This window comes from Pelomonas sp. Root1237, from assembly GCF_001425055.1.
In the GTDB taxonomy this organism is placed as follows: Bacteria; Pseudomonadota; Gammaproteobacteria; order Burkholderiales; family Burkholderiaceae_C; genus Pelomonas.
The window spans coordinates 592,651-617,076 of the sequence record NZ_LMDK01000012.1 but is presented as its reverse complement, the minus strand read 5'-3'; the positions used below and the strand labels follow the sequence as shown (position 1 = coordinate 617,076).

Genomic DNA, 24,426 nt, shown 5'->3' with positions numbered 1-24,426 from the left:
TTATCCCAAGCGCCCTGCTCCTTGCCGCATGAATCTCTGGACCCAGCTGCGCCTGCGCCCCCGGCTGCTGTTGTCCATCCTGATCGGCAGCACGCTGGCTGCGTTGTGGCCAGGCGCTGTGCCGCTGACCACGCGCCTGCTGCTGGGGTGGGACTTCACGCTGTGGATCTATCTGCCGCTGGCGCTTTGGATGATGCTGGGCCGCGCGGGCTCGGTGAATGTGCAGCAGCGCGCCAGCCAGCTGACCGAAGGCCTGCCCGTCATGCTGCTGCTGGCCGTTGGCGGGGCGCTGGCCAGCTTTGGCGCCATTGCGCTGGAACTGGGTTCGGCCAAGCAAGCCCATACCGCCAACGGTTTGACGCTCGCCTTCGCCATTGCCACGGTCTGCAGCTCCTGGCTGCTGCTGCCGGTGGAATTCGGCATCGCCTACGCGAGCCTGTACCACGGCGGGGGCAAGGCCGCGCACGGGTTGGAGTTCCCGGGCGACGACGAAGGACCGCCCGACTACGGCGACTTCCTGTACTTCTCGATCACCGTGGCGGCCACGTCGCAGACCTCGGACGTCAGCGTCAGCTCGCGCGCCATGCGCCGCCTCGTGCTGGTTCAAGGCCTGCTGGCCTTCGTCTTCAACACCGGCGTGCTGGCGTTGACCGTCAATATCCTCGCCGGGCTGATCAGCTGAGCAGCAACTGCTGAGCCGCACCGTCGCGGTGAGTGACGCGCTCACCATCCCACGCCAGCGCATCTTCGACAAACCAGCGCACCGACTGCGGATAGATGCGGTGCTCGGCCGTCAGCACGCGGGCCGACAGCGTCTTCGCGTCGTCGCCAGGCAGCACCGGCACGACCGCCTGCATGACGATGGCGCCATGGTCCAGCTCGGCGGTGACGAAATGCACCGTCACGCCGGCGACCTTGCAGCCCATCTCCAGCGCTCGCTCATGGGTGTGCAGCCCGGTGAAGGCCGGCAGCAGCGACGGGTGGATGTTGAGCATGCGGCGGGCGTAGCGCGCCGTGAAGCCGGGCGTCAGGATACGCATGAAGCCGGCGAGGACGACGAGGTCAGGTGCGAAGCTGTCGATGACGCGGGCCAGCTCGGCATCGAAGTCCTCACGGCTGGCATAGGTCTTGTGATCGACGACGGCGGTAGCAACGCCATGCTCAACCGCGAACTGCAGGCCGCCCGCATCGGGCCGGTTGCTGATGACGGCGGCCACCTCGGCGGGCCAGCCCTCGGCTTGGCAGGCCTTCACGATGGCCTCCATGTTGGAGCCGCGCCCCGAAATCAGAATCACCAACCTCTTCATGGGGCGGCAGTTTAGGGGGCGGCTGACCGATCGCCCCTTGAACGACAATCCGCGCCCCATGTCGAACCCCACCCTGAACCTCAAGCCAAGCCGCCCTCGCGTGCTTTCCGGCATGCGTCCGACCGGCGCCCTGCACCTCGGCCACTACCACGGCGCTATCAAGAACTGGGTGCGGCTGCAGGACACGCATGACTGCTTCTTCTTCGTCGCCGACTGGCATGCGCTCACCACCCAGCGCCCGAGTGGCGAGACGCTGACCCGCCACGTCTACGAGATGGTCACCGACTGGCTGGCCGCCGGACTGGACCCCGAGCGCTGTACCTTGTTCCTGCAAAGCCGCATGCCCGAGCACGCCGAGCTATTCACGCTGCTGGCCATGTGTACGCCGTCCTCATGGCTGGCGCGCATGCCCAGCTACAAGGATCAGGTCGCCGCCGACCCCGAACTGGCGACGTACGGCTTTCTGGGCTACCCGCTGCTGCAGGCGGCCGACATCCTGCTCTACAAGCCTGCCGGTGTGCCGGTGGGCGAAGACCAGACCGCCCACGTCGAAGTGACCCGCGAAGTGGCACGACGCTTCAACCGGCTCTATGCCGAGGCCGCGCCCATCTTTGTCGAGCCCCAGGCCCTGCTGACCGAGACCGCCCGCGTGCCCGGGCTGGACGGCCAGAAGATGAGCAAGAGCCTGGACAACGCGATCGCGATGCGCGACGAGCCCGAGGCTGTCGCCGCCAAGATCCGCACCATGCCGACCGACCCGCAGCGCGTGCGCCGCACCGACGCCGGCGACCCGGCGCGCTGCCCGGTCTGGCCGCTGCACCAGATCTACAGCGACGACGCGACCCGCGCCGCCTGCGACAGCGGCTGCCGCACGGCCAGCATCGGCTGCCTGGACTGCAAGCAGCCGTTGATCGAGTCCATCCAGCGCGAGCAGGCGCCCTGGCGCGAACGCGCTGCGGCCCTGGACCCGCAGCAGGTGCAGTGGACGCTGGAGGTTGGCACCGAGCGCGCCCGCGCCGTCGCGCGCAAGACGCTGCGCGAGGTGCGCGGCGCCATGGGGTTGGTGGCTTGAGCGGGGACGAGCGTAGGGCCGCCCCAAGCCGGCCCGACATTCCCTCGGGGGATCGACCGGCGTACCCGCCTGTCGAGGGGCCTCATTCTCTGATCCACGTGACTGACCTCGAGGCCGCCATCAACTGGTGGCGCGAACGTTCACCCTCGCCTGACGGCATCAGCGCCGCACCCGAGGTGCGTGCGCTGGCCGAGGCCTATGCGCTGCTCGCGCTGAGCCGCGCGACCGAGCTTGACCCTGCCACGCTGAAGCCCATGGCCCTGGATGCCTGGCTGGCCTGGTACGCGACGACGCCTGACTCACCCTGCATTGCGATCTGCTCCACGGCCCAGGGCGACGCCATCTGCAAAGGCTGCGGCCGCACCTTCGACGAAGTGCAGCATTGGCCGGCGCTCGACCCCTTCGAGAAGCGTGTCGTCTGGCACCGCATCACCCACGAAGGCACGGCCTGGCGTTTCAACCGCTACGCGGAGCGCGTGACCCGATGACCCGCATCCGCTTCATCGACAGCGTTCGCCGCCTCGTGCCGCTGGCCTGGCCCGTCCTTGTCGGCCAGATCGCCGTGATGATGTTCAGCACCATCGACACGCTGATGATGGGCCGCGTCAGCCCCGAGGACCTGGCTGCATTCGCTGTCGGTTCGGCCGCCTACGTGACCATCTTTGTCGGCCTGATGGGCGTCATCCTCGCGGTCGGGCCCATCGCTGGCCGGCAGTTCGGTGCCCAGGATCTACCCGGTGCCGGCAGCAGCTTCGTGCAGGCGCAGTGGCTGTCGGTGCTGCTCTGCATTCCGGGCTGCCTGGCGCTGTGGTTTCCGGATCCTTTCACGGCACTGGCCCACCTCGACGCAGCCCAGGCCGACAAGGTGCGCGCCTACACGCGGCCCGAGGCTTTTGCACTGCCCGCCGCCCTGCTCTTCACTGCCTTCCGTGGTTTCTCGACCGCCGTCAGCCGCCCCAAGGCCGTCATGGCGATGCAGCTCACCGGCCTGGCGGCCAAGGTGCCTTTGAACGCCGTGCTCGTCTTCGGCTGGGGTCCGATTCCTGCGATGGGCGTCGCTGGATGCGGCGTCGCGACGGCCATCGCGCTGATCGGCCAAGCCGCCGTTGCGATGCTGCTGCTCAGGCGCGACGCCTTCTACCGGCCGTTCAGGATCCCGCACCTGTGGCAGACCCGACCGCATTGGGGCGAACTCGCAGCGCTGGTGAAGCTGGGCCTGCCGATGGGCGGCTCCATCCTCGTCGAGGTGACGGGCTTCACCTTCATGGCCTTTTTCATCGCCCGTCTTGGCGCAACACCGGTCGCCGGCCACCAGATCGCCGTCAACCTCGTCGCGATGATGTTCATGATCGCGCTCGCAATGGCCACCGCCGCCGGCACGCTGGTCGCACAGCATCTGGGGGCCGACGAAAAGCACGAAGCGCGCACCGTCGGCAGGCATGCGATGACGCTGGCCACGCTGACCGCCGCGGGCGTCGGCGCCGTTGTCGCCTTCGCGCGCGAGCCCATCGTCGCCCTCTACACCTCGAATGCGGCGACAGCCGCCGCCGCACTGCCGCTGCTGGTCTGGGTCTGGTTCTTCCACCTCGGCGACGCCCTGCAGACGGTGGCGGCCTATGTGCTGCGCGCCTACCAGGTCGCCACGCTGCCGATGATCATCTACGTCCTGGCGCTCTGGGGCCTGGGCATCGGTGGCGGCTATTTCCTCGCCTTTGGCCAGAACGGCGTCGGCGCGGTCGGCTTCTGGCAAGCGGCCACCGCCGGCCTGATCACCGCCGCCTTGCTTCTCAGCCTGCTGCTCAGGCGGGTCTTCAACGAGAACCGCTGATCAGCGTCCCGCCGTGGGCAGGAAGATCACGAAGCGGCTGCCGCCACCGTCGCGTGCCAGGCAGCGCACGCTGCCGCCGTGGCGCTCGGCGATCTGCTTGACGAGGCTCAGGCCCAGCCCGACGCCGCCCGCCATCTCGGCATGGCCGGGCAACCGGTAGAAGGGTTCGAAGATGCGCTCGCGCAGATCGGCGGGCACGCCCGGGCCTCGGTCGGCAACGATGAATTCATAGCCTCCGGCGACCGGCCGCAGCGCCAGTTCCACGTCGGGGCCGCCGTAGCGGCGCGCGTTGTCGAGCAGATTGCGCAGCGCGCGGCGCAGGAGGCGCTCCTGACCGTCGATGCGAGCGGAATCGGTCTCGGGCTCAAAGGCGGCTTCCGCGTGAGCCGCCTCCTCGGCGCCTAGCGCGAGCAATTCGACGGCATGGGTTTCGCCAACCGCGCTGCCGGCCTCCAGCCGGCTGGCCAGCAGCACTTCCTCGACGAGCGCGTCCAACTCGGCGATGTTGACGTCGATCTCCTTCGCCAGGCGCTGGCGCTGTGCGGGCGCAGCGTCGTCCAGCATCGCGAAAGCCATCTTCAGCCGTGCCAGGGGCGAACGCAGCTCGTGGCTGGCATTGGCCAGCAGGGTCTGGTGAGAACGCAACAGTGTCTCGATGCGGTCGGCCGCCTGATTGAAGCTGGTGGCCAGGGCGGCCACCTCATCGCGACCACTGTCGTCGACGCGATGGCCCAGTTGGCCGGAGCCGAACTTCTCGACGCCACGCTTGAGCGCTTCGAGCCGCCGCGTCAGCCGGCGCACGACGGGATAGGCGCCGACCGCCACACCGATGAAGAGCAGCACCAGCACGACGGCCAAGGTCGACACCGCCGGCGCGCCTGGCGACACGGGGCGATGCAGCCAGGGGCCGGTCCAGGGGCCTTCATCCAGCCGGGGCGGCCGCGCGCCGGGGCCTCCAGGACCCGAGGCGCCTGAAGCGGCGCCCTGAGGGCCTGGCGGACGCACGGTACGCACCATCTCCAGACTGCGGCCATCGCCCAGGTTGGCGCTGACGATGATGGCGCCGGGGTCGTCGGCACGGCGCTGGAACATCTGCGTCGTCGCGATGCGCTTGCCGTCGGTATCCTCCAACGCGATCGGCATGCGCAGGCGCAACCCCCAGTCGGCAAAGACGGCAGCCTGCTCGGCACGCGGCGCGTCGGCCGGCGGCAGCGCGAGCTTGAGCAGCCCGGCCATCGCGTTCAGCCGCTCTCCAGCCGCCAGTTCGACGTTGCCGCGCTCCTGCTCGATGTGGCGCTGGAACAGCCATGCCGAGCCGAAGGCAAACGCCAGCAGAAGCGCCACCAGCGTCAGGTAGATGCGGACGTAGAGGCTTTTCAAATCAGGGGCGCGTGGAGTTTTGCGGGCCGAGCGCCGGGCCGCCCCTAGCCGGCCCGCGTAGGGCGATGTGCTTGTGGCTCAATGCCGCAAGCATCGCCGTCCCCTCGGGGGACCGGCTGGGCGCGCCCGCGTTCAGCGTGGCGAGACTGGACGAGGGGCTCACACTCAAGCAGCGTCGGCGTCGGCGTCCTGCTTGCGGGCAAAGACATAGCCGGCTCCACGCACGGTCAGCACGCGGCGCGGGTTCTTGGGATCGTCTTCGATGACGGCCCGGATGCGCGAGATGTGCACGTCGATGGAGCGGTCGAAGGCTTCCAGCGGGTGGCCCTTCAGCGCATCCATGATCTGGTCGCGGCTCAGCACCCGGCCGGGGCTTTGCGCCAGCACGACGAGCAGGTCGAACTGGTGGCTGGTCAGGTCGCAGATCTTGCCGTCCAGGCGCGCCACGCGAGCGGCCAGGTCGATATCCAGGCGGCCGAAGCGCAGCACCTCGTCGCCATCCAGCTTGGGCTCCAGTCGGCGCAACAGGGCCTTGATACGGGCTTGCAGTTCGCGCGGCTCGAAGGGCTTGGCGAGGTAGTCGTCGGCGCCCAGTTCGAGGCCCAGGATGCGGTCCATGGGCTCGCCGCGGGCCGACAGCATCAGCACCGGCTGGTGGCGCCAGCGCGGGTCGCCGCGCAGCCAGCGGCAGAAGTCCAGGCCGTCGCCGTCGGGCAGCATCAAGTCCAGCACCAGCAACTCGAAGCGGCTGTGGGCCAAGGCCTCACGGGCCTGGGCCAGGCTGCCGGCCGTGTTGACCTCGAAGCCGGCGGCGCGCAGATAGTCGCCCACCATGCCGGTCAGGCGGGCATCGTCATCGATCAACAACAGTCGGGCGCTACTCATCACCGGGGCAAGGGAAGAGAAAGGAATCCGGCGCGCCTCGGCGCCGGTGGAACGGGGCTCAAGCATCGCAGAACTCCTGGTCAAGGGCCAATCAGCCGGCGTGACGGGAAGCCATGCGGGCCTGGCGCTTCTTCATCACCTCGGCAATCTTGGCGCGCTGTTCGGGCGTCAGCACGCGGGCGGCGTCGATGCTGGCCTGGCTCAGGCGCTTGGAGGCGGCCTCGTGCTGGGCGCTCATCTGCACGCGCACGGCCTCGATTGCGGCGGCGTCGATGTTGGTGGCCGTGTAGAGCGTGGCCATCTGCTGGTGCAGCTTCATGCCGGCTTCGCGCTGGCCCGACAGGTCCTGTCGGGCCGCCTTGAAGATGGCTTCGATCTGGCTGCGCTGGGATTCGGTCGCGCTGACCACGTCGAGCATGTGCTCGATGTGACCACCGAACAGACCGCCGGGCGCCATCATGGCCGGGCCGCCGTGGTGACCCCCGTGGGCAGGCTGGGCTTGGGCAGCAACACCGCCGAAGGCCAAGGCCGCAGCCACCGCACCGACGCGCAACAGGTTCTGGATCGGGAAGGACTTCATCAAAGGTCTCCTGGAAGAAGAGTGAGTGAGGTCATCTTCCAGGCGGCCTGTGTGGGATCTTTGGGGGTGGGGTAAAGAACTGTGTCGACAAACAGGGCCAGTTTTACTTGCGGTGAACCGGCCTCCCCTTCGATCAAGGCTTACTTGATCGGCTTGAAGCGCATGCGCTTCGGGCGCGCGCCTTCTTCGCCCAGGCGCTTCTTCTTGTCGGCCTCGTACTCGTGGAAGTTGCCGTCGTAGAAGAACCACTGCGAATTGCCTTCGCAAGCCAGGATGTGGGTGCAGATGCGGTCCAGGAACCAGCGGTCATGGCTGATGACCATGGCCGAGCCGGCGAACTCCAGCAGCGCTTCTTCCAGCGCGCGCAGGGTTTCGACGTCCAGGTCGTTGGACGGTTCGTCCAGCATCAGCACGTTGCCGCCCTGGGCCAAGGTCTTGGCCAGGTGCAGGCGGCCGCGCTCACCGCCGGAGAGGGCGCCGACGAGCTTCTGCTGGTCATTGCCCTTGAAGTTGAAGCGGCCCAGATAGGCACGGCTGGGCATGACGAACTTGCCGACGATGATGTTGTCCAGGCCGCCGGAGACGTCCTGCCAGACGGTCTTGTCGGCTTCCATGGCCTCACGGCTCTGGTCGACGAAGGCCATCTTGGCCGTTTTGCCGATCTTGACCGTGCCCGAGTCCGGCTGCTCCACGCCCTGCAGCATGCGGAACAGCGTCGACTTGCCGGCGCCGTTGGGGCCGATGATGCCGACGATGGCGCCGGCCGGTACCTTGAACGACAGGTTGTCGATCAGCACGCGGTCGCCGAAGCTCTTGCTGACGTTCTCGAACTCGATGACTTCATTGCCCAGGCGCTCAGCCACGGGGATGAAGATTTCGTTCGTGACGTTGCGCTGCTGGTATTCGACGTCCGACAGCTCCTCGAAGCGGGCCAGGCGCGCCTTGCTCTTGGCCTGGCGGCCCTTGGCGTTGGAGCGAACCCACTTCAGTTCCTCCTTCATCGCCTTCATGCGCGCGTCTTCGCTCTTCTGCTCGGTCTCCAGGCGCTTTTCCTTCTGGTCCAGCCAGTCGGAGTAGTTGCCCTTCCACGGGATGCCGTGGCCACGGTCGAGTTCAAGAATCCATTCGGCCGCGTTGTCCAGGAAGTAGCGATCATGGGTGATGGCCACCACGGTGCCGGGGAAACGCTGCAGGAACTGCTCCAGCCACTCGACCGACTCGGCGTCCAAGTGGTTGGTGGGTTCGTCCAGCAGCAGCATGTCGGGCTTGCTCAGCAGCAGGCGGCACAGCGCGACGCGGCGCTTTTCGCCGCCGGACAGCACACCGATGACGGCGTCCCAGGGCGGCAGGTTCAGCGCGTCGGCGGCCAGTTCCAGCTGCAGGTCGGTGTTCTCGGAGCCGGCGGCGGCAATGATGGATTCCAGCTCGCCCTGCTCTGCAGCCAGCGCGTCGAAGTCGGCATCTTCCTCGGCATAGGCGGCATAGACCTCGTCCAGACGCTTCTTCGCGGCAAGCACGCCGCCGATGCCCTCTTCCACGGCCTCGCGCACGGTCTGGTCGGGGTTCAGGCGCGGCTCCTGCTCCAGGTAGCCGATCTTGATGCCCGGCATCGGCGTGGCTTCGCCCTCGTACTCCTTGTCGACGCCCGCCATGATCTTCAGGATGGTCGACTTGCCCGAACCGTTCACGCCCAGCACGCCGATCTTGGCGCCGGGGAAGAAGGACAGCGAGATGTCCTTCAGGATGTGGCGCTTGGGAGGAACCGTCTTGTTGACGCGGTTCATTGAAAAGACGTACTGGGCCATGGGCAAATCCTGTGAGGCTGAAACAGCGGCAGGCCCCGGAAGAGGGCCTGCATTGCCTGGTATTGTCGCCGAGCCCGCGTTTCCAGGAAGTCAGATGCTCCGTCTTGCCGCCGCCCTGATCGTTCTCGCCACCGGCCTCGTCCAAGCCCAGACCCTGCGCTGGTCCAGCCAGGGCGACATGCAGACCACCGATCCGCATTCGCAGAACGAGGTCATGACCAACAGCCTGAACAACCAGGTCTATGAGTCCCTGACCCGGCGCGGCAAGGACATGAGCATCGGCCCGGCGCTGGCCACCGAATGGACCCAGGTCACGCCGCTGATCTGGCGCTTCAGGCTGCGCCCGGGCGTCAAGTTCCATGACGGCACGCCCTTCACTGCCGACGACGTCGTGTTCTCGATGCAGCGCCTGCGCGACCCGAATGCGCCGCAGCGCGTCTATGCGAATGCCGTCGGCATCCCGAAGGCCGTGGATCCGCTGACCGTCGTCTTCGCGCTGGACAAGCCCAATCCCATCGTGCCGGAGCTGATGGCCAACCTGTTCATCATGAGCCAGCGCTGGTGCGAGCAGCATCGCGTGACGAAACCGCTGAACTTCAAGCAGCAGGAGGAGTCCTATGCCAGCCAGAACGCCAACGGCACCGGTCCCTTCATGCTGGTCAGCCGCCAGCCAGGCGTAAAGACGGTCTTCAAGCGCAACCCCAACTGGTGGAACAAGTTCGAGGGCAATCTGCAGGAATTCATCTATGTGCCCATCGGCAACGACGCGACACGCACGGCGGCCCTCATCACCGGCGAGGTCGATTTCGTCCTCGACCCGCCGCCGCGCGACGTGGCCCGGCTGCGTACCCTGCCCGACCTCAAGGTCGTCGACGGCCAGGAGAACCGCATCGTCTATATCGGCATGGACCAGACTCGCGACAAGCTGCTCTACGGTCAGGCCCCTGGCGACAAGAACCCGTTGAAGGATTTGCGCGTGAGAAGGGCCCTGTATCACGCCATCGACATCGAGGCCATCAAGACCAAGCTGATGAGCGGCTATTCGACGCCCACCGGTGGCCTGACCTCATCGCCGCGCGGCGCCTATGGCGACCCCAAGCTGGAAACCCGCCTGCCCTATGACGTCGCGACCGCGAAGAAGCTGCTGGCCGAGGCCGGTTATCCGGACGGCTTCGACATCACGCTGGACTGTCCCAACAACCGCTACGTCAACGACGAGCGCATCTGTGTCGCGCTGGCCACCATGTGGGCCCAGGTCAAGGTCAGGGTCAAGGTCAACGCCATGCCGCGCACGATGTACTTTCCCAAGGTCGAGAAATTCGACACCAGCCTCTTCCTGACCGGCTGGGGCGGGGGCTCGACCGATGCCGACATCATGCTGACCCCGGTGCTGCGCAACCGGGGCGAGCAGGGCGTCGGTGTGGCCAACTACGGCGGCATCGTCAACAACGAGGCCGACGCGCTGGCCGCCTCGTCCACCATCGAGACCGACCCGAAGAAGCGCGAAGCGTTGGTGAAGTCCGCGCTGCAGTCCTACCGCGACCAGGTCAACATCATTCCGCTGCACCGCCAGGTCATCCCCTGGGCCATGCGCAAGGAGGTCAGCATCCCGCATTCGCCCAATAACTGGGCCAGCATGGATTGGGTCACGGTCCGTAAATAGTTCAGCCGCTAGAATGGCCCCAACCGCCGCGCTTCTCAGTCTTGCGCGGCGTTCTCTTTTCAGCCCCTGCACGCCGCCCGCCCTGCCCGAAGACTGGCGCCGCTCTCCGCGGCGCGGCAGGCGATGCGACCAGGCGTGCTCACTCCCCTACCGAATGAGTTTCGATTCTCTCGGCCTGGCAGCGCCGCTGCTCAAGGCCATTGCTGACGCTGGCTACACCACCCCCACCCCCATCCAGGCCCAGGCCATTCCCGCCGTCTTGAACGGTGGCGACCTGCTGGCAGGCGCCCAGACCGGCACCGGCAAGACCGCCGGCTTCACGCTGCCGCTGCTGCACCGCCTGTCCACCGGCGAAAAGCTGCTCAACAAGCGCGGCAAGATCGCCATCCGCGCCCTCGTGCTGACGCCCACCCGCGAACTGGCTGCCCAGGTCGAGGAAAGCGTGCAGACCTACGGCAAATACCTGCCGCTGAAGAGCATGGTCATGTTCGGCGGCGTCGGCATGCAACCGCAGATCAACAAGCTGCGCGACGGCGTCGACATCCTCGTCGCCACGCCCGGCCGCCTGCTCGACCACGCGCAGCAAGGCACGCTGGACCTGTCGCAGGTGCAGATCCTGGTGCTGGACGAAGCCGACCGCATGCTCGACATGGGCTTCGTGCACGACATCAAGAAGGTGCTGGCCCTGCTGCCGGCCAAGAAGCAGTCGCTGCTGTTCAGCGCGACCTTCAGCGACGAGATCAAGAACCTCGCCGACCGCCTGCTCAACGCCCCGGCGCTGATCGAGGTGGCCCGCCGCAACCAGACCGCCGAAGCCATCGTGCAGAAGGTCCATCCGGTCGGCCGCGAGCGCAAGAAGGAGCTGCTGGTTCACCTGATCAAGGGCGGCGTGAGCGGTGAGCCCTGGCAGCAGGTGCTGATCTTCACGCGCATGAAGCACGGCGCCAACCGCCTGACCGACTACCTGAACGACCAGGGCATCAGCGCCATGGCCATTCACGGCAACAAGAGCCAGGGTGCGCGCACCAAGGCGCTGGCCGACTTCAAGACTGGCGACCTGACCTGCCTGGTGGCGACCGACATCGCCGCCCGCGGCATCGACATCGACCAGTTGCCCCACGTCGTCAACTTCGAGCTGCCCAACGTGGCCGAAGACTATGTGCACCGCATCGGCCGCACCGGCCGCGCCGGCGCCACCGGTGAGGCGGTCAGCCTGGTCTGTGTCGACGAGAACGGCTTTCTGAAGGAAATCGAGCGCCTCATCAAGCGCGAGATCCCCCGGGAAATCGTGCCGGGCTTCGCGCCCGACCCCAACGAGCGCGCCGAGCCCATCGTGCTGGGCCGCACCGTGCTGAACCCCAACGGCAGCCGGGGCCGCAACCCCAACCCGCCGGCTGGCGCCAATGGCCGCGGTGGCCGACCTGGTGGCGGCGGCGGTGGCCGTGGCGGCGACAGCCGCGGCGGCTCGCGTGACGGCGGCCGGCCCAGCGCAGGCGGCGGTGGCGGTGGCGGTGGCGGTCGTGGCGGCAAGCCCGCCGGCCACACCGGCGTGGGCGGCGCCAAGACCGCGCCTAAGCCCCATGCCGAGCACGCCCCTCGCGCAGCCGGCGCCCAACCAGCCCGCGGCAACGCCGGCGGCGCCCCGCGCCACAACAACGGCCCGCGCCTGACGCAGCCCAAGCGCTGAGTCCAAGGCATCGCCTGCGCGGCCTGTCCCTCACGGGGCAGGCCGTTTTTGCTGGGCGACCGCTGCTGCAACCTCTGCGGCTCACGGCTCGTGCATCGGCAGCTGGCCCCTCAAGGCAGCTGCGTGGCGGCCCGGCGCCTGGCCCAGCCGAGGCCCAGCAGAGCCGCCAGGACCAGCGGCGCCGTACCGGGCAGCGGCAGCTCATGCGCGCCATCGCGGGGTGGCACGTCCGTACTGGTCAACGCGGTGATCTCGTAGCGGTACTGCTTCTCGTTGGGCATCTGGAAGCGGATTTCATGACGGGACTGGAAGTCCTCCAGATACAGGTAGGGCATGGCGCCGGTCGTCAGCGCATCCACGCCCGTTGTCCCCTCCAAGAACAGCTGGAAGACGGGCCACGGATCGTTTAGGTCAATGAAGCTGAAGAAGCTGTCCATATCCGCGTCGACGAAGATCCGCTTGCTCTCATTCGTGTATGCCATGCCGTCCTGCACGCCACCTGAAACACCGCCCGACATCTTGGCGCCGCTGTCATAGAGGCCGCGCGTGGGCCCCGCATCCGAGTCGACGGCATCCATGTCCACCACCAAGCTGCCCGACAGCGTTCCGCCGGTCGCCGCGTCCAGGCCTTTGGCCACGAAGCTGTAGTTGACGAGGCCCGCCTGAGCCGCGGCGCTGCAGGCCAGCGCGACCGCGCCGATGAGGATGTGACGCAAAGACATGGTGATCTCCCTGTGGGGTTTGAAAAGGTTCACGACGACGTGTCGCGATGCAAATCAGTGTCTGGATCGGCGGTATCAATGCCGCTTCCCGCAGGCGTGCAATGGTTTCAATTGCTACAGGCGGGTGCCGCTTGCCGAACCCGTTGAAACACAGGCGCCGCCGACCCCGGATTCCCATGAGGGGCTGATCTAATTCCACCCATGGCACGCCCCCCGCTCGACAACTCGCTCAAGTTCAACCTGCCCGATGGCACGGTCGTCACCGCCCAGGAGATGCTGCGCAAGATCCAGGAAGCCAAAGCGGCCCAGCGGACCGAGCAACTCGCCGCCCCCGGCGCCCTGCCCGAGGCCGACCTGCAGACCTTGCTCGACGCCCTGCTGCTGCTGGGCGGCACCGCCAGCATCAACGCCGTCATGCAATGGCTGTCGCTGACCGGCCGTGAGCGCGCCAACGGCGAGACCTTCGACCACTACGCCACGCGCGATGGCCTGCAGGCCCTGGTCGCCCAGCGCCGTGCCGAGGGGCTGTACGGCAAGGGCACGCGCGTCTCATTGATCGATCACGTCGAGCGTCTGCAGACCTTGCTTGCCGCCCCCGGCCACGAGCGCTACTGGCGCCAGCGCCTGTGGCTGCTGGGCTCGGGCCGGGGCGACTGGCAGGACCCCATCGCCTGGGTCAACTTCCGCAGCCCCGAGGACATGCGCACGGTGCTGCGGCTGATGATCTTCTCGGGCATGCCCGCCGCCGAATTCCATGAACTGCTCGCCACCCGATTGCCGGAACTGAGCCCGCCGATGCTGGCCCTACAGGCCCTGATCGAGCCCTGGTGCCCCGGGCTGCTGGCGCAGATCGACCCGGATCTTCGAGATACCTTGCTGGGCCAGTTGCTGGACGTCCTGCCCGCCGGCCACCCGGTGCGTGCCGAGCTGCGCACCTGGCTGCAGGCCGGTACCGGCACGCTCAGCATTCCCATGCACGCCCGCCTGGCCGAGGCCGACATGCTGGCCCTGCAACTGGACAGCGCCGAGCAGCATCTGCGCGGCCTGGCCGGCCCGGGCGTCACGCTGCTGGCCGCCACCCGCGCCCTCGTCGATGGCCGCTGGGCCGAGGCCAGCGCCGGCTTCGAGGCCGCCATCAAGGCCATCCACACCGCCAGCCGCAGCCGTCGCAACGCGCTGTCGCTGGACACCGCGCGCCTGTACCTGCTCAGCCTGCTGGCCCAGGACGACCCCAAGGCCTGGGCGCAGGCGCGCAAATACGCCATCGCCGAATCCGGCAGCCGCAGCCCCACCGCCTACGAGGCCTGGGGCCTGTGGGCCCACGGCATCGGCGTGCGGCTGGGCGAGGACAGTTTTCTGGAAGCCGCCTTCACGCCCCGCGCGCCGGGCGATGCCGCGCCGGTGGACCGCCTGCTGCTCACCGCCTGGCTGGGTAAGCCAGCACCCGGCTGGACGCCCCAGCTCGCACAGGCCGTGCTCGCCGGCCTCGGCCCAGAAGAAGCCTTGCTGGCCGACTATCTGAGCGCAGCCCTGCAGCGCCTGGAACTGGGCGGCACCGGGCCGGCCCGCGTTGCCAACTTCCTCGGCCAGCCGCGCCAGGCCTGGCAGGACGCCCTCGCGGCCATCGCCGCCCTCAGTGAGGATGGCAAGCCCGCCGGCAGCGCCACCAAGCCTGAGCTGGCCTGGCAGCTCAAGCTCGACAACGCCGGCCGCGTGCACACGCTGGAGCCGCTGGAGATGAACCACGGCGCACGCGGCGGCCTCAAGTTCAAGGCCGTGACGCTGGCCAAGCTCAAGAAGCAAGGCGCCCAGCGCAGCCGCGACAACCTGGTGCTGCGCCACATCGAGCGCGACGCCTGGGCCGGTGTGCATGATCTGCGTCTGGACGTGAGCCAAGCCCTGGTCGCACTGATCGGCCATCCGCACCTGATGTTTGCCGACGCGCCGGGGCAGTGGGTGGAGCTCAGCGAGGGGCTGCCGGAGCTGGAGATTCGGCGGGTTGGCCAGGACGCCAATGCCGCCTTCGAGTTCCACCTCCACCCTCCGCTGGTCGCTGCCGAGTCGCCGCATGCCGGCATGCTGCACGGCGCCCAGGCTGAGGCCGAACGCGAGCGCCGCAACACCCAGCGCGTGCTGCGCGAGGGGCCGAGCCGGGCGCGGCTGATCCGCATCACGCCCACCCAGCGCCGCGTGGCTGAGCTGGTCGCCCAGGGCTGGAAGGTACCGGCCAATGCCACGGCCGAACTCGGCGCTGCGCTGCAGGTGTTGACCGGCCATTTCCAGCTCCATTCCGACGCCGACGCCGGCCAGCGCGTGGCCGGCGACAGCCGCCTGCATGCCCGCCTCACGCCACAGGGCGAGGGCCTGTCGCTGCTGCTCGTGGCCCAACCCTTTGGCGACTTCGGCCCCGCCGTCACGCCGGGCCTGGGCCGCGCGCGACTGATGTGCCTGCACGAGGGCCTGAGCCTGGCCACGGAGCGTGACCTGGGTGCCGAGACCCAGCACCGCGCCGCCGTCATCGAAGCCCTGCCCTTTCTCGACCCCGAGCAGCCGCCCGACCAGCCCTGGCTGCTGGCCGATGCCGAGGAGGCGCTGGCCGCCGTGGAGCGCCTGCCCGGCCTGGCGGCAATCGCCGCGCTGGCCTGGCCCAAGGGTAAGCCGATGCGCGTACTGCCGGTGGACGGCGCCGCGGTGCAGATCGAGGTCAGCAGCGGGCGCGATTGGCTGGGCGTGACCGGTGAGGTGCAGGTCGAGGAAGGCCGCGTCGTCGGCCTGCAGGAGCTGCTGTCCCTGAGCCGCGCCAGCAAGAGCCGCTTCGTGCGCATGGCCGAGGGGCATTACCTGGCGCTGTCCGAGCAACTGCGCCAGCAGCTGCGCGACCTCGATTCACTGGCCCAGACCAAGAAGGGCGAGCTGCAACTGCCCAATGCCAGCGCCGCCTGGCTGGACCAGGGCCTGGCCGGCGTGCGCTTGGGCGGCGACAAGGCCTGGCGGGCGCGGGTGGAGCAGCTCACGGCCGCCGCCGCGCTGCAGCCCCAGCCGCCTAAATCCCTGCGTGCCGAGCTGCGTGCCTACCAGGCCGAGGGCTTTGCGTGGATGAGCCGCCTGGCCGCCGCCGGCTTTGGCGCCTGCCTGGCCGACGACATGGGCCTGGGCAAGACGGTGCAGACGCTGGCCCTGCTGATCGAGCGCAGCGCGCTGGGCCCGGCCCTGGTGCTGGCGCCCACGTCGGTCTGCGGCAATTGGGCGGCCGAGTGCGCCGCGTTTTCGCCGGGGCTGAATGTGCAGGTCTACGCCGAAGCCGCCGACCGCAGCGCGCTGCTGCAAGCCGCCGGCCCGGGTGATGTCATCGTCGCCAGCTACGCGCTGGCGCAGATCGACGCCGAGGGCTTTGCCGCGCGCCGCTGGGCCACGCTGGTGCTGGACGAAGCCCAGGCGCTGAAGAACGCCGCCACCAAGCGCGCCAAGTCGGTCGCCGAGTTCGATGCCGACTTCCGCCTGGCCCTGTCCGGCACGCCGGTCGAGAACCGGCTGGCGGACCTGTGGTCCATCATGAACCTCATCAACCCCGGCCTGCTGGGCACACCGCAGCAGTTCAATGAGCGCTTTGCGGGCCCCATCGAGCGCCAGCAGGACGCGACGGCCCGCGCCCGGCTGCGCCGCATCGTCGCGCCCTTCCTGCTGCGCCGGACCAAGGCGCAAGTGCTGCAAGACCTGCCCCCACGCACCGAGATCGTCCACCGCGTGGAGCCCAGCGAGCAGGAACGCCACTTCCTCGAAGCCCTGCGCCGCGACGCGCAAGCGGCGGTGGCCGCGGCAGCGGCCAGCGGCGAGCGCGCCGCACCCATGCAGGTGCTGGCCGAGCTGATGCGCCTGCGCCGCGCCGCCTGCGACCCGCGCCTCGTGTCACCCGAGCTGGGCCTGGTGGGAGCCAAGATGGCCGAGTTCGAGCACATCGTGCGCGAGCTGGTGGCGGGCGGCCACAAGGCCCTCGTCTTCAGCCAGTTCACCGACTACCTCGACCTGCTGGGCGAGCGCCTCACGCAGATGGGCCTGCCCTTCCAGCGCCTGGACGGCAGCACGCCGCAAGCCGAGCGCACCAAGCGCGTGGCGGCCTTCCAGCGTGGCGAGGGCGATGTGTTCCTCATCAGCCTGAAGGCCGGCGGGTTCGGTTTGAACCTGACGATGGCCGACTATGTCCTCATCGTCGACCCCTGGTGGAACCCCGCCGCCGAAGACCAGGCCAGCGGCCGCGCCCACCGCATGGGCCAGCAGCGCCCGGTCACCGTCTACCGGCTGGTGACGGCCGGCTCGGTGGAGGAGCGCATCATCGAGCTGCACCGCGACAAGCGCGGCCTGGCCGAGGGCATGCTCGAGGGCCATGAACAGGCTTCGCCGCTGGACGCGCAGGCGCTGGCCGCTCTGCTCGAGGACTAGATGACAAGCACCTGGATAGCCGGCGCGACCGGCCTCGTCGGCCGCGCACTGTGCGCCGAATGGCCCGACGCCATCGCGCTGGCGCGCAAGCCGCGGCCGGGCATGACGACGGTGGACTACACGCGGCCTGCCTCGTTCACCGCATTGCCCATCCCTGGCTGCGTGCTGATTGCGCTCGGAACGACGATGGCCCAGGCCGGCTCGCGCGAGGCCTTTCGCGCGGCGGACTTCGATGCCGCCGTCACCGTCGCCCGCGCGGCGCGCGAGGCGGGCGCCACGCATTGCGGCCTGGTGTCGGCGCTCGGTGCGAACGCGCGTTCGCCGGTCTTCTACAACCAGGTCAAGGGTGAGGCCGAGGACGCGCTGATCGCACTCGGCTTCGAGCGCCTCGTCATCGCTCGGCCTTCCCTGCTGGACGGCGAGCGTGAGCAGCTCGACCAACCACGCCGCACGGCGGAGGCCTGGACGCTGAGGCTGGTACGGCCGCTGGCCGGGCTGATTCCCGGCACTTGGCGCCCCATCTCGCCGCAGCGCATTGCACGGGCCATGCGCCTGGCCCTCGAAGCCCCCGGCCCGGCCGTGCGCATCATCGAGTCCGGCGAAATGCAACGCATGGGCCAATGAAGTCCCCGGCGATCGAGCCCACCGAGGTCGACTTTTCCGACCCCGATGCCCCGGCTTCCCCCACCTTCGGCGACGTCTACCACTCGCGCGCCGGCGCCCTGCCCCAGGCCCGCCACGTGTTCGTCGCCGGCAACGGCCTGCCCGGCCGCTGGCAGGGCCGCGAGCGCTTCGTCGTGCTGGAGACCGGCTTTGGCCTGGGCAACAACTTCCTCGCCACCTGGGATGCATGGCGGCAAGACCCGGCACGCTGCGAGCGCCTCGTCTTCGTCAGCGTGGAGAAGCACCCACTGAAGCGCGACGATCTGGCCCGCGTCCATGCGGCCAGCCCCTTGCCCGACCTGGCGGCCCAACTGGTCGAACGCTGGCCGCCGCTGACCGCCGGCCTGCACACGCTGAGCTTCGAGGACGGTCGCGTCGAGCTGCTGCTGGGCCTGGGCGATGCGCGCGAGTTGCTGCGCGAACTGGTGCTGAACGCCGATGCTCTCTACCTCGACGGCTTCGCGCCACAGCGCAACCCGGAGCTGTGGGACGAATGGCTGCTGAAGAGCCTGTCCCGGCACGCCGTGCCCGGCACGACGGCGGCCACGTGGAGCATCTCGCGGCCCATGCGCAGGGCGCTCACCGCGCTGGGCTTCGAAGTGAGCCTGGCGCCAGGTTTTGCCAACAAGCCCGAGATGACCGTCGCCCGGTTCGCGCCTCGGCACACGCAGCGGCCGGCCGGCCGCGAGCCGCTGGCGCCCGGCGCGAAGCAGGCCGTCATCGTCGGCGCCGGCTTGGCGGGTGCCGCCTGCGCGCTGGCGCTCTCGCGGGCGGGCGTGGCCTGCACCGTCGTCGATGCGTTGCCAGGCCCGGCCCAGGCCAGCTCGGGCAACCCGGCCGGCCTCTTCCACGGCACCCTCAACCCGGACGACGGCCCGCACGCGCGCTTCAACCGCGCCGCGGCGCTGGCCACGCAGGCTTTGCTGACGGAGCTCGCCCTGCCTCATCAGCGCGGCCTGCTGAGGATGGAGACGCGACTGCCGCTGGCCGCCATGCACGGCGCGCCCGGCTATGTCGAGGCCCTGTCCGCCGAAGGCGCCTCGACGCTGGTCGGCACGGGCCTCGCCCACCCGGCCTGGTTCTATCCCGGTGGTGGCGCCCTGGACCCCGGCGCCTACACCCGGGCCATGCTGGCCGCCAGCGGTGCTGCCCTGCAGCTGGGCAGGCATGTCGCAGCCCTGGAAGCCACCGCCGACGGCTGGCGTCTGCTGGACGAGTGGCGCCATCTCATCAGTGAGGCGCCCCTCGTCGTGCTGGCCGGCGGCCATGGCCAGCTGCCGCTGCTGGGTGAGCTGGCCGCTGGCCTGACGGTGCAACGCGGGCAGCTGACCCATCTGCCCGGTGCACCCTGGTGCCCGGCCGTGCCCATCGCTGGCGAAGGTTATGCCATTGCCGACGGCCAGGGCGGCCTGTGGTGCGGTGCGACGACCCAGGACGGTGATCTCGACCCGGCGCTGCGCGAGGTTGATCAGGCCGACAACCTCGCCCGCTACGCGCGCTTGGCCGGCCTGGCCACCCCGCCGCAGGCGCCGCTCTCCGGCCGCGTGGCCTGGCGCCTCATCGCGCCGGACCGCCTGCCGCTGATCGGCGGTCTGGCGGCTCCCGGTGAGGCGGCCGAGCAACTGCGCCTGCAGCCACGCCAGCCGGGGCTCATCGCCTGCACCGGTTTTGCCTCGCGAGGCATCACCTGGGCGGCCCTGGCCGGGCGCCTGGTCGCGGCGCTGGCCCTGGGCTCGCCACGGCCGCTCGAGGCCGAGCTGCTGGACGCTGTCGACCCGCTGCGCTTCGCGTTGCGCCAGCGACGCAGGCCGGGCGGCTGAGCCGGCCTGTTTGGCCCTGGTTCGGGCAACTATTGCCGCTTCCTCCCCCATATCGCTATTCCGCCCCACCAGAGCCGGCGGCACACTGCGCTGTTGACCCGGCCTGGCCGGTGTCTTTTTCCTTTTCTGATGGAGACGACGGCATGAGCGGTTCGCAGCGGTTGAAGTTGGCTCTGGGCGTTGTGCTCGGCGTGGTCACCGTGGGCGCCGGCATGGCGCTGTCCGGCCTGGGCGACAACGCCGGCGCCGCCAAGGGTTGGTTGTATGCCGTCCTGGCGCTCACCTGGGTGGCCGGCCTGTTCGGCCTGCTGGCCAGTGGCGGCTCGGGCGGCAGCCTGCATGCGGCCACCGAGGCCGCCGAGGCGCTGGCTCGCTTTGACCTGACCCACCCCATTCCGCGCGGCAGCAGTGGTGACGTCGGCCGCCTGCTCGGCGCGCTGGACGACACCCAGCAAGGGCTGCAAAAACTCATCGCCAAGGTGCGCGAAGCAGCCGACAGCATTGGCACGGCCAGCGCCGAAATCGCCACCGGCAACCTGGACCTCAGCCAGCGCACGGAGCAGACGGCGAGCAATCTGCAGAACACCGCGTCCTCCATGTCCGAGCTGACCGGCACCGTCAAGCAGACGGCCGACGCAGCCATGACTGCCAACCAGCTTGCCAGCTCCGCCGCCAGCGTCGCCCGGCGCGGCGGCGAGGCCGTGTCGCAAGTCGTCGCGACCATGGATCAGATCAGCCACAGCTCGCGCAAGATCAACGAGATCATCGGCACCATCGACGGCATCGCCTTCCAGACCAACATCCTGGCGCTAAACGCCGCCGTGGAAGCGGCCCGCGCCGGCGAGCAGGGCCGTGGCTTCGCCGTCGTGGCCGGCGAGGTGCGGCTGCTGGCCCAGCGCAGCGCCGAGGCCGCGAAGGAGATCAAGAGCCTCATCAGTGCCAGCGTCGAGCGTGTGGACTCCGGTACCCAGCAGGTGCAGGACGCCGGCGCGACGATGACCGAGATCGTCGCCAGCGTGCAGCGCGTGACCGACATCATTGGCGAGATCAGCGCCGCGGCGCGTGAGCAGAGCGAGGGCATCGGCGTCGTCAATGGCTCCGTCGTGCAGCTCGACCAGATGACGCAGCAGAACGCCGCCCTGGTGGAGGAATCCGCCGCCGCGGCCGAAAGCCTGCGCGAGCAATCGGCCCGCATGGCCGAGGCCATCGGTGTGTTCAAGCTCAGCGGCGGCGCGGCCCACCGACCGGCAGCGCCCAGGGCACCGGCCGCACACCGGCCCGCGCCGGCCAAGCCGGCGGCCAAGGCCCCGGCACCCAGGCCAGCCGCCAACGCCAGGCCGGCCGCCGCGCCCATGGCCAGGTCGGCGCCCGCAGCCGCGCCGCGGCCTGCGCCAGCGCCGGCGAAGGACGACGGCGATTGGGAGACCTTCTGAGCCGCGCCACGCAGCGCCATTGAACGGGAGCCGGGCAATGCCCGGCTCTTTGCTTTTGGGAATCAGGGACGGCCCGTCCCTCGTTCAGGGGCAAGGTCGCCGGTGCCCAGCGTGGTGGGAACCGCCCTTACAGGCTGATACGCCAAAGGTCGCCCGGCTTGTTGCGCCCCAGCGCCACACCCGGGATGTTCCCAGCTCGCGCGGCGGCATGGGTGAGCAAAGTCATGCCAGCGCCGCACCGGCGCCCCCTGCGGCAGACCCGCCGCGTTTTCCAACAAACCAGGAGCTTCCGATGTTTCGCCCGATCTTTCGCCTCGCGCTGCTGAGCGTGGCACTCACGGCCTCGTTGGCCCAGGCCCAGTCCAATCGCGCCGACGCCAACGCACTGAAGAGCCGCGCCGAAGGCCATGTGCGCCAGTTTCCCGGCCTCAGCCTGCACGGCAGCGAGCACAGCTACAGCGTGCGCGACATCGTCATCGACAGCGACGGCGGCAGCCATGTGCGCCTGGACCGCAGCGTCGCGGGCCTGCGCGTCATCGGCGGCGACCTCATCGTGCAGACCGACCGCTTCGGCACCCTGCGCGCCATGCACCACAACCTGCGCTGGCGCCTGGACGGCATCGCCACCAAGCCGGCCCTGAACGCCAATCGCGCCACCATGGCCGTGCTGCGCACGATGGACGGCGATGCCGGCAAACCCGAACTCGTCATCTATGCCCGCGACCAGGCGCCCGCCCTGGCCTGGGACGTGCCCGTCTCCGGAGAAAGCGCCGATGGCACGCCGTTCGAGAAGCATGTGATCGTCGACGCCTTGGATGCCCGCCAGCTCGACGCCTGGGACGACATCCACACCGCGGCCGCCAACGGCACGGGCAAGACGCTGTACAGCGGCAACGTGGCGCTGACGACCAACAGCATCAGCGGCGGCTACGAGCTGCGCGACCCGAGCCGCGGCGGCACCTACACGATCAGCATGGGCGGTCGCAAGAACGGTGGCAGCGTCATGACCGACGCCGACAACAGCTGGGGCAACAACGCGACCAGCGACGCCGCCAGCGCTGGCGCCGATGCACAGTACGGCACGGCCATGACCTGGGACTACTACAAGAACGTGCATGGCCGCAACGGCATCGCCAATGACGGCAAGGGTGCCTACAACCGCGTCCACTACAGCCGCAACTACGCCAATGCCTACTGGTCGGACTCCTGCTTCTGCATGACCTATGGCGACGGCGACGGCACCAGCATCAAGCCGCTGGTGTCCCTGGACGTGGCCGGCCACGAGATGAGCCACGGCGTCACCAGCCGCACGGCCAACCTGACCTATTCCGGCGAGTCGGGCGGCCTCAACGAGGGCAACTCCGACATCTTCGGCACCATGGTCGAGTTCTATGCCGCCAATGCCAGCGACCCGGGCGACTACCTGATCGGCGAGAAGATCATGGTGGGCGGCGGGTCCTTGCGCAGCATGGTCAAGCCCAGCGCCGACGGTGCATCGGCGGACTGCTGGTACTCGGGCGTGGGCAATCTCAACGTGCACTACAGCTCGGGCGTGACCAACCACTTCTTCTTCCTGCTCGCCGAAGGCACCAACAGTGCCTACGGCAACAGCCCGACCTGCGTGGCCGGCAACACCCGCGTCGCCACCGGCGCGGGCTCGCTGACGGGCATCGGCCGGGACAAGGCCGCCAAGATCTGGTACCGGGCGCTGACGACGAAATTCACTTCGTCCACCAACTACGCCGGCGCACGCAGTGGCACCATCGCCGCCGCCAATGAGCTCTACGGGACTGGCAGCGCCGAGGCGAATGCCGTGGCCTCTGCCTGGAGCGCGGTCGGCAGGAACTGAGCCGAGCGGGCTCAATCGGGGGCGTCTTCGGACGCCCCTTTTTTCTGGGCGTAGCTCGCCTTGCGGCCGCGTGCCGGGTACCAGACCTCGCGCTCTACCCAGTGCGCCAGCCGCCCGGCGCGATCACCTCGCTGCTCGCGCAGCCAGGCCAGGACGACCTCATCGAGCACATAGCTACCGTCGCGTTGCTCGCGCACCGACTGTGGATGGCGACGCCGCAGCGATGCGGCCGGCATCGGCGCACCCAGGGCCGTCGACAAATCCTCCAGCGCGATCCAGCGGTGGCGCTCGATGTCATCGTCCAGCACACGAATGCGGTGGCCCTTGAACGCGTAGTAGCGCCCCTGCACGGGCCGGAAGGCCAGTGCCTTCAGGCCCCGCCCGACCGTTTCGCCCAGGGCAACAAGATCGGACGCGAAGGCACGGCCCCACAGCATCAGCGCCACCAGCATGCCGGCCCAGCCGCTCGCCCACCACAGCAGCGCCGTTGCGGCGCCGCACACGGCCAGCTTGAACAGCAGGCTGCGCCACCAATGGTGCCTCTCGTGCGATGCCGCATCGAAGCCGAGGGGCTCGCGCGGCATGCGGTCAGAACTTCAGGGTCTTCACGCCGTCGGCACCGCCGAGCAGACAGACGCTGGCCTTGTGGCGGGCGAACACGCCGACGGTGACGACGCCCGGCCACTGGCTGACCTCGGCCTCGAAAGCCAGCGGGTCGGTGATGGACAGGCCCGTCACGTCGAGGATGTGGCCGCCGTTGTCGGTGACGACGCCGGCCCGCAGCCTGGCCTCGCCGCCGAGCTTGGCAAAACGGCGCGCCAGCTGGGCGGCGGCCATCGGGACGATCTCGACAGGCAGCGGAAACTTGCCCAGGGTCTGCACGAGCTTGGATTCGTCGGCGATGCAGACGAACTGGTCGGCCAGATCCGCCACGATCTTCTCGCGCGTCAGCGCGGCACCGCCGCCCTTGACCATGAAACCCTGGCCATCGATCTCGTCGGCGCCGTCGATGTAGACGGCCAGCCGCTCCACCTCTGTCGCATTCAGCACGGGGATTCCATGCTTGATGAGGCGCTGCGTCGAGCGCTCCGAGCTCGACACCGCACCGGGGATGGCGATACCGCTGGCCGCGAGCGCATCAATGAAACAGTCCACCGTGGAGCCGGTGCCGACGCCGAGGATCTGACCGGCGGGAACATAGTCCAGAGCCGCACGGCCGACGAGTTGCTTGAGCTGGTCTTGATTCATGGGCCCGGATTGTCCGGGATCGGCGCGGTGAACAACGCCGATCCCGG

Annotated in this window: 19 protein-coding genes; 11 read left to right on the top strand and 8 right to left on the bottom strand. The window is 69.0% G+C overall.

What is annotated here, in order from left to right; all coding sequences use genetic code 11:
• Positions 1–28 precede the first annotated feature (28 nt).
• Positions 29–682, top strand: a complete 654-nt coding sequence (locus tag ASC91_RS10680; protein ID WP_056196224.1) for a DUF1345 domain-containing protein — start codon at positions 29–31, stop codon at positions 680–682.
• On the opposite strand, the gene purN is transcribed toward ASC91_RS10680, so the two are convergent.
• Entirely contained in the window at positions 675–1,307 is a 633-nt protein-coding gene (gene purN / locus ASC91_RS10675) for a phosphoribosylglycinamide formyltransferase (protein ID WP_056196221.1), read from the bottom strand. The two genes, ASC91_RS10680 and purN, sit on opposite strands and share 8 nt — an antisense overlap.
• Positions 1,308–1,365: 58 nt before the next feature.
• Between purN and trpS the strand changes: the two genes are divergently transcribed.
• The 3 genes from trpS (at position 1,366) to ASC91_RS10660 (ending at position 4,207) form a co-directional block, all read left to right on the top strand.
• Positions 1,366–2,379 carry a tryptophan--tRNA ligase gene (trpS, locus tag ASC91_RS10670; RefSeq protein WP_056196218.1) on the top strand — a complete coding sequence of 338 codons (1,014 nt, stop codon included), beginning with the start codon at positions 1,366–1,368 and terminating at the stop codon, positions 2,377–2,379.
• 92 nt (positions 2,380–2,471) lie between these two features.
• Positions 2,472–2,867: a DUF3717 domain-containing protein gene (locus ASC91_RS10665; protein WP_394326319.1), complete on the top strand. Its 396-nt coding sequence runs from the start codon at positions 2,472–2,474 to the stop codon at positions 2,865–2,867.
• Entirely contained in the window at positions 2,864–4,207 is a 1,344-nt protein-coding gene (locus ASC91_RS10660) for an MATE family efflux transporter (RefSeq protein WP_056196215.1), read from the top strand. Before ASC91_RS10665 ends, ASC91_RS10660 begins: the two co-directional genes overlap by 4 nt.
• Here ASC91_RS10660 and ASC91_RS10655 read toward each other — a convergent pair whose 3' ends face one another.
• From ASC91_RS10655 to ettA, 4 genes are all read right to left on the bottom strand, one after another.
• Entirely contained in the window at positions 4,208–5,587 is a 1,380-nt protein-coding gene (locus ASC91_RS10655; protein WP_056196212.1) for a HAMP domain-containing sensor histidine kinase, read from the bottom strand.
• Between the two features lie 165 nt (positions 5,588–5,752).
• Positions 5,753–6,472, bottom strand: a complete 720-nt coding sequence (locus tag ASC91_RS10650; RefSeq protein ID WP_082532591.1) for a response regulator — start codon at positions 6,470–6,472, stop codon at positions 5,753–5,755.
• A 91-nt stretch (positions 6,473–6,563) separates the two neighbouring features.
• A complete protein-coding gene (locus tag ASC91_RS10645) occupies positions 6,564–7,052 on the bottom strand; it encodes a Spy/CpxP family protein refolding chaperone (RefSeq protein WP_056196209.1) in 489 nt (162 codons plus the stop codon).
• Between the two features lie 140 nt (positions 7,053–7,192).
• Positions 7,193–8,857 (bottom strand): energy-dependent translational throttle protein EttA, encoded by a 1,665-nt coding sequence (gene ettA / locus ASC91_RS10640; protein WP_056196205.1) that lies wholly within the window; start codon positions 8,855–8,857, stop codon positions 7,193–7,195.
• A gap of 94 nt (positions 8,858–8,951) precedes the next feature.
• Here ettA and ASC91_RS10635 point away from each other — a divergent pair, with 94 nt between their 5' ends.
• Both ASC91_RS10635 and ASC91_RS10630 read left to right on the top strand, forming a co-directional pair.
• On the top strand, positions 8,952–10,520 hold the full coding sequence (locus ASC91_RS10635) for an ABC transporter substrate-binding protein (RefSeq protein WP_056196202.1): 1,569 nt from the start codon (positions 8,952–8,954) through the stop codon (positions 10,518–10,520).
• 154 nt (positions 10,521–10,674) lie between these two features.
• Positions 10,675–12,207 carry a DEAD/DEAH box helicase gene (locus ASC91_RS10630; protein WP_056196198.1) on the top strand — a complete coding sequence of 511 codons (1,533 nt, stop codon included), beginning with the start codon at positions 10,675–10,677 and terminating at the stop codon, positions 12,205–12,207.
• Positions 12,208–12,317: 110 nt separating this feature from the next.
• Here ASC91_RS10630 and ASC91_RS10625 read toward each other — a convergent pair whose 3' ends face one another.
• A complete protein-coding gene (locus ASC91_RS10625; protein WP_056196196.1) occupies positions 12,318–12,929 on the bottom strand; it encodes a hypothetical protein in 612 nt (203 codons plus the stop codon).
• 201 nt (positions 12,930–13,130) lie between these two features.
• Here ASC91_RS10625 and ASC91_RS10620 point away from each other — a divergent pair, with 201 nt between their 5' ends.
• From ASC91_RS10620 to ASC91_RS10600, 5 genes are all read left to right on the top strand, one after another.
• Positions 13,131–17,366: a DEAD/DEAH box helicase gene (locus ASC91_RS10620; protein ID WP_056196193.1), complete on the top strand. Its 4,236-nt coding sequence runs from the start codon at positions 13,131–13,133 to the stop codon at positions 17,364–17,366.
• Positions 17,367–17,990 carry a hypothetical protein gene (locus ASC91_RS10615; RefSeq protein ID WP_082532590.1) on the top strand — a complete coding sequence of 208 codons (624 nt, stop codon included), beginning with the start codon at positions 17,367–17,369 and terminating at the stop codon, positions 17,988–17,990.
• Entirely contained in the window at positions 17,987–19,849 is a 1,863-nt protein-coding gene (gene mnmC, locus ASC91_RS10610) for an FAD-dependent 5-carboxymethylaminomethyl-2-thiouridine(34) oxidoreductase MnmC (protein ID WP_056196190.1), read from the top strand. Before ASC91_RS10615 ends, mnmC begins: the two co-directional genes overlap by 4 nt.
• Positions 19,850–19,992: 143 nt before the next feature.
• A complete protein-coding gene (locus ASC91_RS30015) occupies positions 19,993–21,282 on the top strand; it encodes a methyl-accepting chemotaxis protein (protein ID WP_056196187.1) in 1,290 nt (429 codons plus the stop codon).
• A gap of 292 nt (positions 21,283–21,574) precedes the next feature.
• On the top strand, positions 21,575–23,131 hold the full coding sequence (locus ASC91_RS10600) for a M4 family metallopeptidase (RefSeq protein ID WP_056196184.1): 1,557 nt from the start codon (positions 21,575–21,577) through the stop codon (positions 23,129–23,131).
• 11 nt (positions 23,132–23,142) lie between these two features.
• Here ASC91_RS10600 and ASC91_RS10595 read toward each other — a convergent pair whose 3' ends face one another.
• The gene (locus ASC91_RS10595) at positions 23,143–23,715 is read right to left on the bottom strand and encodes a hypothetical protein (RefSeq protein ID WP_056196176.1); all 573 of its coding nucleotides are present in this window, start codon (positions 23,713–23,715) and stop codon (positions 23,143–23,145) included.
• 4 nt (positions 23,716–23,719) lie between these two features.
• A complete protein-coding gene (gene rpiA, locus ASC91_RS10590; RefSeq protein ID WP_056196174.1) occupies positions 23,720–24,379 on the bottom strand; it encodes a ribose-5-phosphate isomerase RpiA in 660 nt (219 codons plus the stop codon).
• Positions 24,380–24,426 lie beyond the last annotated feature (47 nt).